Origin of the sequence: Lacrimispora indolis DSM 755 (genome assembly GCF_000526995.1) — a bacterium.
GTDB lineage: Bacteria > Bacillota > Clostridia > Lachnospirales > Lachnospiraceae > Lacrimispora > Lacrimispora indolis.
In genome coordinates this window covers 5,144,772-5,158,378 of record NZ_AZUI01000001.1, presented here as the reverse complement: position 1 = coordinate 5,158,378, position 13,607 = coordinate 5,144,772, and the positions used below count along the sequence as shown (strand labels likewise).

13 protein-coding genes and 1 pseudogene are annotated in these 13,607 nt (G+C 39.8%); 11 read left to right on the top strand and 3 right to left on the bottom strand.

Translation table 11 applies throughout. The features are described 5' to 3' along the window. The first annotated feature begins 5 nt into the window (after positions 1 to 5). The 4 genes from K401_RS0125115 to K401_RS0125100 are packed head-to-tail and all read left to right on the top strand — an operon-like array spanning position 6 to position 4,378. Complete coding sequence (locus K401_RS0125115; protein WP_029700998.1) at positions 6 to 923, top strand: carbohydrate ABC transporter permease; 918 nt, start codon at positions 6 to 8, stop codon at positions 921 to 923. A gap of 12 nt (positions 924 to 935) precedes the next feature. Next, positions 936 to 1,763 (top strand): carbohydrate ABC transporter permease, encoded by an 828-nt coding sequence (locus tag K401_RS0125110; RefSeq protein ID WP_024295534.1) that lies wholly within the window; start codon positions 936 to 938, stop codon positions 1,761 to 1,763. Between the two features lie 17 nt (positions 1,764 to 1,780). Then, positions 1,781 to 2,959, top strand: a complete 1,179-nt coding sequence (locus tag K401_RS0125105; protein WP_024295533.1) for a glycoside hydrolase family 88 protein — start codon at positions 1,781 to 1,783, stop codon at positions 2,957 to 2,959. A gap of 30 nt (positions 2,960 to 2,989) precedes the next feature. Next, positions 2,990 to 4,378 carry a sulfatase family protein gene (locus tag K401_RS0125100; protein WP_024295532.1) on the top strand — a complete coding sequence of 463 codons (1,389 nt, stop codon included), beginning with the start codon at positions 2,990 to 2,992 and terminating at the stop codon, positions 4,376 to 4,378. A 43-nt stretch (positions 4,379 to 4,421) separates the two neighbouring features. On the opposite strand, the gene K401_RS0125095 is transcribed toward K401_RS0125100, so the two are convergent. After that, entirely contained in the window at positions 4,422 to 5,180 is a 759-nt protein-coding gene (locus K401_RS0125095; RefSeq protein WP_024295531.1) for a LytR/AlgR family response regulator transcription factor, read from the bottom strand. Positions 5,181 to 5,194: 14 nt separating this feature from the next. After that, the gene (locus K401_RS0125090; protein WP_024295530.1) at positions 5,195 to 6,505 is read right to left on the bottom strand and encodes a sensor histidine kinase; all 1,311 of its coding nucleotides are present in this window, start codon (positions 6,503 to 6,505) and stop codon (positions 5,195 to 5,197) included. A gap of 180 nt (positions 6,506 to 6,685) precedes the next feature. Between K401_RS0125090 and K401_RS32070 the strand changes: the two genes are divergently transcribed. The 5 genes and pseudogenes from K401_RS32070 to K401_RS34105 all read left to right on the top strand — a co-directional run. After that, complete coding sequence (locus K401_RS32070; protein ID WP_024295529.1) at positions 6,686 to 7,252, top strand: accessory gene regulator B family protein; 567 nt, start codon at positions 6,686 to 6,688, stop codon at positions 7,250 to 7,252. After that, on the top strand, positions 7,252 to 7,398 hold the full coding sequence (locus K401_RS0125080) for a hypothetical protein (RefSeq protein ID WP_024295528.1): 147 nt from the start codon (positions 7,252 to 7,254) through the stop codon (positions 7,396 to 7,398). Before K401_RS32070 ends, K401_RS0125080 begins: the two co-directional genes overlap by 1 nt. Positions 7,399 to 7,843: 445 nt before the next feature. Continuing rightward, positions 7,844 to 8,023 carry a hypothetical protein gene (locus tag K401_RS0125075; protein WP_024295527.1) on the top strand — a complete coding sequence of 60 codons (180 nt, stop codon included), beginning with the start codon at positions 7,844 to 7,846 and terminating at the stop codon, positions 8,021 to 8,023. Positions 8,024 to 8,409: 386 nt separating this feature from the next. Further along, positions 8,410 to 8,589, top strand: a complete 180-nt coding sequence (locus tag K401_RS0125070; RefSeq protein WP_024295526.1) for a hypothetical protein — start codon at positions 8,410 to 8,412, stop codon at positions 8,587 to 8,589. Positions 8,590 to 9,795: 1,206 nt separating this feature from the next. Then, positions 9,796 to 9,999 (top strand): annotated as a pseudogene (locus K401_RS34105) (group II intron reverse transcriptase/maturase); the annotation flags it as partial. An 88-nt stretch (positions 10,000 to 10,087) separates the two neighbouring features. Here the strand turns inward: K401_RS34105 and K401_RS0125055 are convergent. Beyond that, on the bottom strand, positions 10,088 to 11,830 hold the full coding sequence (locus tag K401_RS0125055) for an Rqc2 family fibronectin-binding protein (RefSeq protein WP_024295524.1): 1,743 nt from the start codon (positions 11,828 to 11,830) through the stop codon (positions 10,088 to 10,090). 245 nt (positions 11,831 to 12,075) lie between these two features. Between K401_RS0125055 and K401_RS0125050 the strand changes: the two genes are divergently transcribed. After that, positions 12,076 to 12,954, top strand: a complete 879-nt coding sequence (locus K401_RS0125050) for a YicC/YloC family endoribonuclease (RefSeq protein WP_024295523.1) — start codon at positions 12,076 to 12,078, stop codon at positions 12,952 to 12,954. Positions 12,955 to 12,970: 16 nt separating this feature from the next. Beyond that, the gene (gene gmk / locus K401_RS0125045) at positions 12,971 to 13,591 is read left to right on the top strand and encodes a guanylate kinase (protein WP_024295522.1); all 621 of its coding nucleotides are present in this window, start codon (positions 12,971 to 12,973) and stop codon (positions 13,589 to 13,591) included. The last annotated feature ends 16 nt before the right edge of the window (positions 13,592 to 13,607 follow it).

Here is a 13,607-nt window from a genome sequence, read left to right as displayed (position 1 = left end):
CCTGTATGAAGGAAGTAAAAACGACATTGACGTCGCATCAAAAGAAGGCAATCCGAAGTAACCTGATCGGTTATTCATTTATTCTGCCTAATTTAATCGGGTATGCTATTTTCGTATTCATTCCCGTCATCTTTTCCTTTATTTTAAGTGTTATGAAATGGGATGGTTCCCAGGCTCCCATGGAGTTCGTAGGATTAAAAAATTTTGCTCAGATTTTCGGTGACAGGATATTTGTTCAATCCTTTATTCACACCATTCAATATGCATTGCTTACGGTATTCCCAACCTTAGTGCTGGCGCTTTTACTGGCAGTTCTGTTGAATCATAAATTAAAGGGGATCGCGATATTCCGTACCGCGCTGTATTTCCCTTATATTGCTTCCATCGTGGCAGTAGGTGCGGTATGGAACATGCTGTTTCAGCCGGATTTTGGACCGATCAATGAATTTTTGAAATTCATCGGCATTTCCAAGCCTCCCAGATGGGTTGTTGATGTGAAATGGGCTATGGTGGCCATTTCCGTGGTAAGTGTATGGAAATACATGGGATACTATATGATCGTGTATCTGGCGGCCCTTCAGGGAATCTCAGGTTCTCTTTATGAAGCGGCCGGTATAGATGGGGCCAATGGCTTTCAGAAGCTTCGGTATATTACCATTCCCATGCTGACACCGACCACATTCTTTGTGCTGATCATGCTTACGATCCAGTGCTTTAAGGTGTTTGACCTTGTATATGTAATGACAGGCGGAGGTCCCGGCAACGCCACCAAGACCCTGGTCAATTACATTTATGAAAAGGCATTTACCTCATGGCAGTTCGGACCGGCAAGTGCGGGAGCCATTGTTCTGTTTGCAGTAGTGCTTGTGATCACCCTGATTCAGTTTGCGGGTGAAAAGAAGTGGTCTAAGGATTTGATGTAAGGAGGGAAAGCGATGAAAACAAAAACAAAGGATTTAAGGATACTTCTGTATCTGGGATTGATTGCTTTATCCCTTTTTATGCTGGTGCCCTTTTACTGGATGGTAATTTCTTCTTTAAAGCTTAATAAAGATGTATTTTCCATACCAATGAAATGGTGGCCCGATACGTTGCATTGGGAGAACTACAAAATCATCTGGAAGAAGCTGCCCCTTGTGACCTTCTTTTTCAATACCGCCAAGCTTACGGTCATTACGACCATCATCCAGCTGTGCACCAGCTGCTTTGCTGCTTACGGTTTTACAAAGACGCGTTTTAAAGGCAGGGACTTGATTTTCCTTATGTATGTTACTACAATAGCTGTTCCATGGCAGGTCTACATGGTTCCCCAGTTTATTCTGGTTTCCAAGCTGGGCCTTAACGACACTCATTTAGGATTGATCCTGATGCAGGCCTTCTCCGCCTTCGGCGTATTTTTGATCCGTCAGTTTTATATCAGCATTCCGGATGAATTATGCGAAGCAGCCAGGATCGACGGGTTAAACGAATACGGCATATTCGGAAAGATCGTGTTCCCTCTTGGAAAGCCGGCAATGGCGACCTTGACCATCTTTACATTCACCAATGTATGGAATGATTTCATGGGACCGCTCATCTATTTAAAGACAAAAGAATTAAAAACCATCCAGCTGGGTATCCGGATGTTCATATCCCAGTTCGGAGCTGACTATGCATGGATCATGGCGGCCTCCGTATGCTCATTGGTCCCGGTTATCATCGTATTTTTAAGCTGTCAGAAGTTCTTTGTAGAGGGCGTTGCAGCCAGCGGAATCAAAGGATAACAGGAAAGGAGAGGCATATGGCACAGACATTGGAACAAATAAAAACCTATCCTGGAATGGAAGAGGGTATGGTTCAAAAAGCTCTTGACGATGCGGTGAAGCTCGTTAAGGAGAACCTTTCGGAATTTACGGATAAATTCCAGTCTTCCAACAGCTTTGACGGATTTTATGAGGCAACAGAAAATGTGGAATGGACAACAGGATTCTGGACAGGAGTGATCTGGCTGGCTTACGAGCACACCGGTGATGAAGCATTCCGGAAAGCCGCTGAAGTACAGGTAGAAAGCTTCCTGAACAGAATTGAAAATAAAATTGACGTAAACCATCATGATATGGGATTTTTATACAGCTTATCCTGTGTGGCAGCTTATAAGCTGACCGGCAATGAACATGCAAAAAAGGCGGCTTTATTGGCGGCTGATCATTTGGCAGAACGCTACAGGGAGAGAGGCAAGTTCCTTCAGGCCTGGGGAAATCCGGGGGAACCTAAGGAATACCGGCTGATCATTGACTGCCTGTTAAATCTTCCCTTACTTTACTGGGCAACGGAAGTGACAGGAGATCCATCGTATGAAGAAAAGGCGGAGAACCATATAAAAACTGCCATGAAATGCATTTTGCGCCCGGATCATTCTACCTACCATACCCATTTCTTTGATGTGGAAACAGGGGAACCCACCTATGGAGTAACCCACCAGGGGAACCGCAACGGTTCTGCATGGGCAAGAGGTCAGGCCTGGGGGATTTATGGAATCGCCTTAAGCTACCGGTATTTGAAAAATCCGGAGTACACGGACTTATTCTGTAGTGTGACTGATTATTTTATTGAGCATCTGCCGGAAGATCTGGTTCCTTACTGGGATTTTGACTTTGACACAGGAAGCACGGAGCCGAGAGATTCCTCCGCATCTGCCATTGCCATCTGCGGAATCCTGGAAATGGCGAAATATCTGGAAAAAGAGAAGGCACAGGTATATTTGGCTGCGGCTGACCGGATGCTTAAGGCGCTGACAGATCTTTGTGCCAACAGGGATTTCAAAAAATCCAATGGATTGCTGCTTCACGGCACCTATGCAAGGGATTCCAAAGAGAATACCTGTACCAACCGTGGTGTAGATGAGTGCAATACATGGGGTGACTATTTTTACATGGAGGCTCTTACCAGGCTTTCCAAGGACTGGGAGCTGTACTGGTAAGTGCTGGTGGAAGAATAAGGAGAAAAAAGAATGAAAACAAATCTGCTGTATGTATTTGCCGACCAGTGGCGGGCACACGCCATGGGATTCATGAACATGGACCAGGTGGTGACTCCAAACATTGACTCTTTTGCCCGGGAGAGCATGAGGTTTACCAATGCTTACAGCACGTACCCATTATGCTCTCCCCACAGAGCGTCTCTGATGACAGGGAAATATCCCTTCCGCGCAGGAATGTGGACTAATTGCAAGATTGGACTGGAAGAAAAGGTCATGCTGAGGCCCCAGGAGATCTGCATCGGAGATGTGCTGAAGGATGAGAGATACCGGACGGGCTACATTGGCAAATGGCATCTGGATGCTTCAGAGCTTAATTTTACTTCCAATCCAAAATCAGGCGCGCGGGACTGGGATGCTTATACGCCTCCAGGGGAAAGAAGGCATGGATTTGATTACTGGCTGTCTTACGGAGCCTGGGATGATCACCTGGATCCCCATTATTGGCAGGATGATGAAAAACAGATAAAGCCGGGAAAATGGTCAGCAGAATTTGAAACAGACAAGGCCATTGAATACATGGAAGCAAGGAAAGAGGATGAACAGCCGTTTGCACTGTTTCTATCCTACAATCCGCCCCACCTTCCCTATGAACTGGTGCCGGACCGGTATTATGAGAAGTTTCAGGGTCTGGAGGTCTGCTATCGTGAAAACGTTCCTGAAGAGATGAGGGAAAAGGGAGGACTTCTGGAAACCCAGACAAAACAGTATTATGCTGCGATTTATGGAATTGATGAGCAGTTTGGAAGAATCCTTCAATATTTAAAGGATCATAATATGGAGGAGAATACCATTGTCATCTTGTCTGCAGACCACGGGGAAATGCTTGGCTCTCATGGATTGATGAGTAAAAACATCTGGTATGAGGAATCCCTCCATATCCCGCTCATGATTCGCCAGAAGGGGAGAATCGAGGCTGTGGACAATGACGGGATATTTGCCAGTCCTGATCACATGCCAACTATTCTGGAGCTTCTGGAAATTCCCGTACCAAAGACATGTGAGGGATATAGCCATGTCAAAGGCATGTTCGGAAAGGATGAGAATGAGCCTCAGGATATGCTGATCTGTTCTTATCCGGGAGGTGCGGAGATGGTAAAGGCTTTTTCTGATAAAGGTCTCAGCCATAAGGCTTACGGATGGAGGGGTATTAAAGACAAACGCTATACCTATGTCATTTCCAACGGCTATGCTCCGGGAGAGGAGCAAAAGGAATATCTTTATGATAATCTGGAGGATCCTTATCAGATTAATCCACAAGTATTGGAGCCGGAGTGCCAAAGAGCGGATATTTTGGTGTACCGGGAAAAGCTGAAAAACTATCTGAGTCTGACGGACGATCCGTTTTTGTGGGAACGATAGAAGATTAATGAAATAGGAGGTAGCCGAGCATCTCGGCCGCCTCCTATTTCGCTATAGATGGATGAAAACTGTTTAAAGCTTTCTGAACTTTACCAAGCATACGTATGGATACGGAATAAGTTTCTTTGTTATCCATGAGAAGCAAAGCGTTATCTCTGGAATATTTTAATACATGCTTTAGATTTACGATGGTAGAACGGTTGCATTGGCAGAAACCAGAATTTAAGGTCACATGGAATTCTTTTAACGAGCCTGAAATCTGCCGGACTCCGGTTTTAGTATGTACTATAAGCTTATGGGGATCGTCGCCGGTTGTAATGGCGACAATATCATTTTGATCCAGAATTAAGGAATCTTTATCAACCTTTATGGATAAGAGGCGGTTGGAGGAATCCAGCTGCGCCTTATAATTTCTTTCAACGTTCTGAATACAAGAACATATTTGCTGGGGTAAGGTATCCGATTCATCTTTAATAATAAAATCCATTGCTTCAACTTTGTAGCGAAAGGTAAGAACAGCCATTTCACTGTGAGTAGTTACGAAAACGATATAACCGCGAGGGTCATATTTTCGTATCTCCTGGGCCAGTTCAATTCCATTTTTATTTGACTGCAAATCAATGTCCAAAAAATAAAGTCCGGTAGTGCTTGATCTTCTCCGCATGGAAAGCAACTCTTCCGGTTTTGAGGCGGAACAGTAAAGCTTGGCTTCCGTTGGGTTCATCAATAAATATTTTTCTATAATGTCTACCCAGCGATTTAATTGTCTTTTATCATCTTCACAAAGATATATGTGGATCATTTTTGTACTCCTTATTATTCGTTATGCATTAGGATTAGTTCTTGTGTGAAATAAGGTTCTTCATATGTAGTATTCCAAACAACATTTTTATAGCCTTTTAGAATCATATCCACGTTAAAAAGGCCGATTCCTCTATTTTCTCCTTTTGTTGAAACGTTATGGTTTCGAAGTTCTGATATGGCATAATCTGGAGGAAGGGCCGTGTTTTGAATAATGAGATAGAGATCCATCTCCTTATAAAACATGCAAAAATGCACTTTCTTTTCTTCTGTCTCCATAGCAGCTTCCATGGCATTGTCTAAAAATATGCCGATGATCCTGGATAGATCCAGGCAATCTATGGTAAGTTCGTCGATTGACTCAGTCAATTCTATTTCTATTTTGATACCTACCTCCATCATATAGACGAATTTAGAGGAGAGCAGGCTTTTTAAGGCGGTGTTTTTAATATTGGAGAGAATTCCCAGCTTGGTGTCTGATTCTGTAAATGCACGGCTGATGGGGAGGATTCTATCACTGTAATATTCCTTTAGGCCATCCATATCATTTTCTTTCATAAATCCAGACATTGTAATAAGTATATTCATATAGTCATGCTTGAATTTACGCATAATTCCGTAGGAATTTTCCAAACGTTCCGTGTAGGTGCGAAGGTTTTCAAATTGTGCCATACGATGTTTGTAAGCTTGTTCGCCCATTGTGACTTTATAAACAGAATACATGAGAAAGACTGTGACTGTAAACAATAATAAAAAAATGATTCCATTTAATGCAATAACACCGTAATTATATCCAAGGCGCTCTCCATAAGAAAAGTTGAAAATGTAAAAGAGCACCAAGAGAAAAAGATTAATAAAAATAGCTTTTAGCATATGGTGGTTGGTTAAATATTTTGTTATATTTAATTTTTTATGAATATAATGACCAATTAGTTTTGTTGTAGTTCCACAGAATAAACAATAAATGCAAGAAAAAATGATAAGCAAAAAATGGTGAGTTATTAAAGCCTCCATATCCATTTTAAATATGAAACCGGCTCCCCACATAAACAAATAGTTAAATGTAATTGTATAAAGATAGCCAAATAAATAACAGGATAGGCTCAAATAGTGATTACTAGTAAAAAGATAAATTATAAGTGTGAGCCCTGAAAAGGTAATGAATGTGCTGGCTTGTCCGAAAATTCGGTTAAAAAGAAAAGCGGTGCCAAAAGTATATAAAAATAAAATAAACCGCCTAAGAATTGTCAACTTATTAGGGAGTAAGTGCACACAAAAAAAGTAAACACATAAGGCCCCTGTAAATGTATAAATAAAATAAGTCATGATGTATCTCCTTGCCAGTAGATGTATGTATATATTTTACCTTGTTATAAATGGAAAGTAAAGAAAATTGTATGAAAAGTAGATGCATTTTACGCTTAGGAAGAAATATACTACGGAAACTACAAAAATATTTTGTTGGCATAAATATATGCTAGTATATGGTCAAATGGTGGTGATAAAATGAGTATTTCCAAAGTTGCTGTCGGTTTTTGCGATTGGTTGAATACAATAAGTCCTAGAAGTCCAGAAGAAAATAAGGTAATTCAATATGGGGTGGAATTGTTGTTGGACAATATTATTAAGCTTATTGTTATCGTGCTTATTGGAATTGTCCTGGGAAAAGGGTTTGAGACCGTTGTGGTGTTATCTGCATTTTGTGCCTTGAGATTACAGGCTGGTGGTATTCACGCTAAAACAGGTTTGGGCTGTGGATTTAGTGTGTTGTTAGTTTGGGCAATATCTATTTTAGGTGATACATATTTTGATATAAAAACGTCATTTTTGCCTTGTATCTATATAGTTTCTGTTCTTGTTGTTATTTGCTGTGTTCCTAGAACTATAAATATTAAGTACTTTAGTGTACAAGACAAATTAAGAAAGAAGTTATATTCAATTGTTGTTTTAACATTAATGATGACAATTGCATTTTTAAGTCCATTTTTAAGAGGGCTGATTATTTATCCTGTTATTTTGGAAGTATTAACTCTGCTTCCTAAAAGTAAAGTAAATGTAAAAGGAGAGAATTGATGATGAAAAAAATGGCTGCAGAAGAATTACAAAAAGCATTAGTAAAAGTGTCCCTAAATTCAGTAGGGAGAAGCATTCCGGCTTTAATTTATGAAAGAAAAATTCCGGAAGCAGTGTTAAAGATGCGTAATGAGAATACAAAGTAAGAAATTAGTGAGGGAAAGAATTTTGGCTTTTAATTTAAGTTCAAACAGTCCGGTATGAGTTCTATAATGACAATGTGGTAATTATAGAAAGAAAAAGCGCCTTTATGCCCATGAAAATAATGTATATAAATTTTATGGGATTTTCAATTCCAACTAGTTGGAGTGTGTATAATATGATTACTGTAGTAACAAGGGGGAAACTTTTGCCTGGATTAATTATGATTCCTATAAAAAGTTAAATGAATATATGGAATTTGTTCTCATTCAGAAGTTTTATGGATACTCAGTAAAATAAGGTTAAAATAATTTCTGCCCTTTGAATTAATTCAAAGGGCAGTTAGTTAATTGAATGGAACTGGCTGGATACTTTTTAGACTGTTCTATATGTATAGTGTCAGCGTGCATCTTTCTATACAAGGGGATGACAAAATAGGAGATAAGGCAGATGAAAAATAATACATTTCGAAAATTTTTAAGACTGAAAAAGAATTTATCGACTGATCCTATGCAAAAGAGTGCCATGTCAAAACACAGAAAGAGAAAGATCATTCCGGATGAATATTTTATTGATGTGATAACTACTATACCAGAAAGAAATGCTGTGATGGTGAATATTGATTTTTAACCAGGATAGGTAGTTAACGGAATATTGGTAAAAGCAGTTCTGTATGGCTCCTATAATGCAATTATTATGGAAAGGAAAAGTACCACTATGCCAAAAACACAAATATAAATTTATTGTAAGGTTTTTAAATTCGGTAATTGGAATTTGTTTTCATTCAAAGGTTTTATAGTTACTCAGTTGAAACCAGATAAAAATAGTAATTACTGGCTTTCGAATCACTTCCGATAGGCAGCTATGTTTATAAGTAAGATAATCGATGCCAGTATTTCAAAGACGGCCAGTGGTTACACGGAAAATTTCTGGAAATATTTCAGCTTCATTAAAATGGGACTAGTATCTGAACTGGTTTTTCAAGCTTTTACGGAAAAGTGTAGGAGTGAATACGCATGAAAATAAATTTATTTCAAAAAATTCTTAGATTGGAAAAGAATATAGCAGATGCTTATCTACGAAAGAGCATTATGTCTAAGTACAGAAGTAGAAAAATCATCCCAGACGAATACTTTATTGATGTGATAACAACCATACCGGAAAGAAAAGCCGTGGTGGAGAGTAGTGATATTTAACTAGAGAAAGCAGCTGATATAATGTTAATATAGACAAGTATCGAATAGGAAATGTCTCAAAGATTGTGAACACCTTCAAACTGATGTAAGTAGGGTAGAATTACTCAGTGTGGGGGTTTTTATTTCTATAGGGCTCTAAGTAGTGAGATAAGAGTAAATCTTTCTGCTTCCTTAGATTATGAGAAATGCCTAATTTTTTAAAAGTCCATTCTTTATTGAATTGTTATAATATGTCAGATAAATATACATATATCTACCAGTAAGGAGTTACATCATGAATTATTTTTTTTATATTTTTTCGGGAACCTTATGCCATTACTTTTTTTGTACATATTTACTTCCGGATAACTTGACAATTATGAAACGACTTGTTATATTTTTATATACTTTTAGTACACTTTTTCTTTTTACTCGAAGCTATGGACAGACCAGTACGTTTATCTCCTTTGGGGGAACCATGCTTTTGTTATATTTTTTTACACATAATCGTTACTTAAGTCTATCCTGTTATTTATTTGGCTATCTTTATGGAATTACATTCAACTATCTGTTTTTATTGTTGGTTTATTTCATCTTTAAAATAGATATGAAGACACTAATTGCACGTAATTTGTCTCCTATAATTTTTTCTTGTATTTATTGTATGTTTTGCGGAATCACTACTAAATTAATTGGTTATTACATTCATGAAAAGCTAAATATTGCTAAGTATTTAACAAATCACACTTTACTAAAAGCTATTTTTGTTTATCTTCTTTTATTAATGCTTTTTTATATATTTAACTTTTCATATGGAGAACGCCTTGGCTATACTCATGACGTCATTGCATTAAATGGAATTATTTTCTTAGTGCTATTTGTTATCACAGTGTTTCGTTTGCATTCAATCTATAAAATCTTAAGCGCAAAATAGGTCCTTTCCAATAGTTGCCTTTTCAACAAAGTCTGAAAAGATGAATATACTTATGGGGTGGGTTCTTCCACGATTATCCGTTTAGCATTTCTTTTAACCGTCATTTTAGTGCTCAATATTTTTTCAGTTAAATCAAACTCCTGAGCAAGTGAAGTATGTCCTTTTAAATAAAATTATAATAATAGTATTCGACAAGAATCTATATATTTTACATTAATTTAAATGGAAAATAAAGGAAATTGTGTAAAAAGAACACAACAAACATATAAATAAACAAATTATACATTCAATGAAAGAAGCCAAAAACCAAGAAGAGGAATCAGATGAAACTTGGCATACCCGAATATTTTGCACACCAAGCGGCTAATAGTCGAAGAAAACACTGGTATGTATCGGGAATGGGTGCTGTCAACAGAGCACTAACAAAAGAAAGACTGATAATCAGTGGCTTTTATGACTTAGCCACAGCTTATCAGTCTGCGCACATCAACTATTGAAAGCACCGTGTACCGAATGGTACGCACGGTGCTGTGAGAGGACGGCGGTTAGTCACCGCCTCCTGCTCGATTAATCATATCTTAAAATTTACTTACATTCTTCCAAAAGCATCTTCGGCTCAGCAACCATGGAATAATTGGTGTGATAGATAACAAAGCCAGGCGCAGCTCCGGCCACCTTCTTAATCTGCTTTTTCTGAACATAATCCACTTCCACCTTATCATTTTCACGGCCTTTGGAATAGTAGGCGGCTAAGGCAGCGGCTTCTTCAAAAGTCTTGTCAGGAAGTTCCCTCCCTTCCGATTTTACGATCACATGGGATCCAGGGATTCCTTTGGCATGGAACCACCAGTCGCTGTTGCCAGCCACCTTAAAAGTCAGTTCTTCATTCTGGTAATTATTTTTCCCTACATAAATATGAAATCCGTCGGAAGATAGATAGTGGAAGGGCTTGCTTGTGATCTTTGGCTTCTTGTCGCCGGACCGGCGATGCTTAATATAACCGTATTCCATCAGTTCTTCCTTGATCTGTACAAGATCCTCTTCCATTAAGGCGATATCCAAAGCAGCACTTACGGATTCCAGATGATCGATTTCCTGTTTTGTTTCAGCGATTTGTTCCGTTACGGCCTCAAAGGTGCGCTTTAGCTTGTTGTATTTATCAAAATATTTCTGTGCATTTTCCTTTGCAGACAGCTGGTCATCCAAAGGAATTGAAATATCCTCATTGGTGTAATAATTAAGGCAGACAAGCTGCTTTTCCTCTCCGGTCAATTCATATCCATAGGTATTGATAAGCTCGCCGTAAACCTTATACTTGTCCCGTTTGTCCGTATCCTTCAGCTGTTTGGCCTGTAAGTCGAATTTTTTATAATTCCGCTCCAAAGCGGTCTGTACGATTTTCCGTAAATCCACGGATTTTTGCCGGATTCTGGTGATGGTGTTTTTTGAAGCATAATAGGTTTCCAATAGTGCGCTGATGGAATCAAAGCACTGGGAAACATAACCTTCCCCCTGGTAACAGGTTAAGGGGAGAGCGGAGAATTCCACAGGTTCCTCTTTTTTATATATGATATTGGGAGTAAAGTGCCTTTGTCTTACATCTTCTATTATAAAGGAAAACATGTGATATAAATGAATCAGTTCCAACTCAGACAATCCGTTTGCAGACCGGTCTCCGTCAATGGAAGCCAGGAAGCAGAGCTCATGGCCCATGATGGGGCTTATACCGGTCAGTCTCATATACAGCGCCTTTTGTATGGGGGCGGCCGTATGCCCGATCACATCAATGAATTCTTCCTGAGTCACGGTCAAAGGGTCTTTTTTCTCCATTGTCTGAGGGATGAAATAGGTTCTTCCCGGCAAAACTTCCCGCACAGAGCTGACCTGGGCTGAAATATGCTTGATGCTGTCTAAAATTAAGTCCTCTTCATTGCAAAAAATGATGTTACTGTGCTTTCCCATGATTTCAATGATCAGTTTTTTAATCCTCTTGTCACCTAGTTCATCGAAATGCTCCACTTCCATGCACAAAATCCGCTCCAGCCCCGGCTGGCTCACCCGGATAATGCGCCCGTTTCCAATATGTTTTCTCAAAAGCATACAAAAATTTGGGGCGGTCATGGGACTCTGCTTGTTTGCTTCTGTAAAATAGATGAGTGGGAGACTGGCGCTGGCCGAGATTAAGAGTCTCCATGTATTTTTCTGGTTTTTAACTGTAAACAGCAGTTCATCTTTTTCCGGCTGGGCAATTTTTGCGATTTTTCCGCCTTCCAGCCGGTCTTTCATCTCTGCTGCGAGATTTGCCATAACAATTCCGTCTAATGCCATTTTCTGTTTCCTCTTTCCTGCCCACGCCATTTGGGCATAATGGTTCCCTGGAAGGGTTTTCCTCTTTCCTGCCACGCTATCTGGGCATAATGGTATCCCTGGAAAGGGTTTCCTTCGGTAAATGGTCTTTACAATAGGGATAGTATAGCACAGAATCATGTTTCTGTAAAATTCAAAAGCAATTGACTTGTTTTTTATTATGACTTATAATGGATGATATCTATGGCGAAAGAGAGGCATATGGAATGATCAAGAGCATGACAGGTTTCGGCAGATGCGAAACCGTCACGGATGAATATAAGATTTCCGTAGAGATGAAGGCTGTAAATCACAGATATTTGGATTTAAGCATAAAGATGCCGAAAAAGTTTAATTTCTTTGAAGCAGGGATCAGGAATCTGTTAAAGAATTATATCCAGCGTGGAAAGGTTGATGTATTTATCAGCTATGAGGATTACACAGAGAATAAGCTGTGTTTAAAGTATAACAGCGCGCTGGCTGCCGAATATATGGATTATTTCGCAAAGATGGAGGCACAGTTCGGGATTCAGAACGACATCAAGGTATCGGCCCTGTCCAGATGCCCGGAGGTCCTTACCATGGAAGAGGTGCCGGAGGATGAGGAACAAATGTGGAAGCTTCTTTCGGAAACCATTGAGGAAGCTGCAAAACGTTTTGTGGAAACCAGAATGACTGAAGGAGAAAACTTAAAGAACGATCTTCTTGGAAAGCTTAAATTTATGACTGAGCTTGTGGAATTTATTGAAGAACGTTCCCCCAGGATCCTTTTAGAATACAGGACAAAGCTGGAGGACAAGGTAAAGGAACTGCTGGCAAGCGCTTCCGTTGACGAAGGAAGGATTGCCACGGAGGTTACGATTTTTGCTGATAAAATCTGTGTGGATGAAGAGACCGTGCGGCTCAGAAACCACATTGAAAATACCTGTGCAGAGCTTAACGCAGGCGGAAGCGTGGGAAGAAAGCTGGATTTCATCGCTCAGGAGATGAACCGGGAGGCAAATACCATTCTTTCCAAAGCCAATGACCTGGAGATTTCCGATAAGGCCATCGCACTGAAGACCGAGATTGAAAAAGTAAGGGAACAAATCCAGAATATTGAGTAGGAGAGAAACGAAGAACATGAATGAACATGGCATATTGGCAGTCGTATCCGGATTTTCAGGGGCCGGCAAGGGAACCTTGATGAAGGAGCTTCTGAAACGGTATGATAATTACGCACTGTCCATTTCCGCCACCACCAGAAATCCCAGAGAGGGAGAGGAACACGGCAGGGAATATTTCTTTGTGACAGAAGAACGTTTTAAGGATATGATGGTAAAGGAAGAATTGATCGAATATGCCCAGTACGTCAACCATTACTATGGCACTCCCAAGGAATATGTTTTGAACCAGATGAAAATGGGGAAGGATGTAATCCTGGAAATTGAGATTCAGGGAGCACTTAAGGTAAAGCAACATTTCCCTGCTGCGATTTTGATTTTCGTCATGCCTCCCAATGCAGAGGAATTAAAGCGCCGTCTCATCGGCAGGGGTACGGAAAACATGGATGTGATTAATGCCAGGCTCCGCCGGGCGGCTGAGGAAGCAGAAGGCATGGAGGCCTATGATTATATCCTTATTAATGATAAAATAGACACTTGTGTGGAAGAGATGCACCGCATGATCCAGGTCCAGCATAACCGGGCTTCCAATAATATGGCATTTTTAGCCCATATCAGGGAAGAATTAAAAAATATATAGAGCCGATTGAGAAAGG